This is a genomic window from Streptomyces azureus, assembly GCF_001270025.1.
Classification (GTDB): Bacteria; Actinomycetota; Actinomycetes; order Streptomycetales; family Streptomycetaceae; genus Streptomyces; species Streptomyces azureus.
Genome location: NZ_DF968462.1, coordinates 1 through 624, shown reverse-complemented (window position 1 = coordinate 624; position 624 = coordinate 1). Strand labels below are relative to the sequence as shown.

1 pseudogene is annotated in these 624 nt (G+C 73.7%); it reads left to right on the top strand.

The features are described from left to right. Nucleotides 1–14: 14 nt before the first annotated feature. Nucleotides 15–624, top strand: a pseudogene (locus tag AOQ53_RS35730) (ArgS-related anticodon-binding protein NrtL); the annotation flags it as partial.

The following is a 624-nucleotide window of genomic DNA, read 5'->3' as shown; positions in this document are numbered from 1 at the left end:
ATACGCTTGTGCCCGTGACCCCCGTCGAGCTCTCCCGCACCGTGCTGCACGCCGTGCGTCGCGCTGTCGACGAGGGTGAGCTCAGCGTGACCGTGCCGGAGCGGGCCGTGGTCACTCCGCCGGGGCCCGGGGGCTGTGGCGACTACGCCACCAACATCGCCCTCCAGCTGGCCGGCGCGGCCGGGCAGCCGCCGCGGCGCGTGGCCGAGATCCTGAGGTCGCGGCTCGCCGGTGAAGCCTTCATCGGCGATGTCGTCGTCACGGGGCCCGGTTTTCTCAACTTCAGCCTGGAGCGCAACGCCTCCGCGCTCCTCGTCGAGGAGATCCTGCAGCGTGGGCGGCGGTACGGCCACGCCGAGGGGTTCAGCGGGACCATCGTGCGGCTCCGCTGCCCGGCAGAGGCCCGTGCCGTCGTCGTCACGGATGCCCTGGCCCGCGTGCTGCGCAGCCAGGGTGATCTCGTCCGCATCGAGTGCGACGGTCGGCGCGCGCCGGAGTGGGAGACCGTCCTCGGCGTGGACAGCAGCCATTCCGGCAGTCGCTCCGGCGGCCACCCCGGAAGCCACTCCGCAGGCCCCCGCCCCCTCCCCGACCTCGACATCACCGTCCACCCCGTCCCCGCCC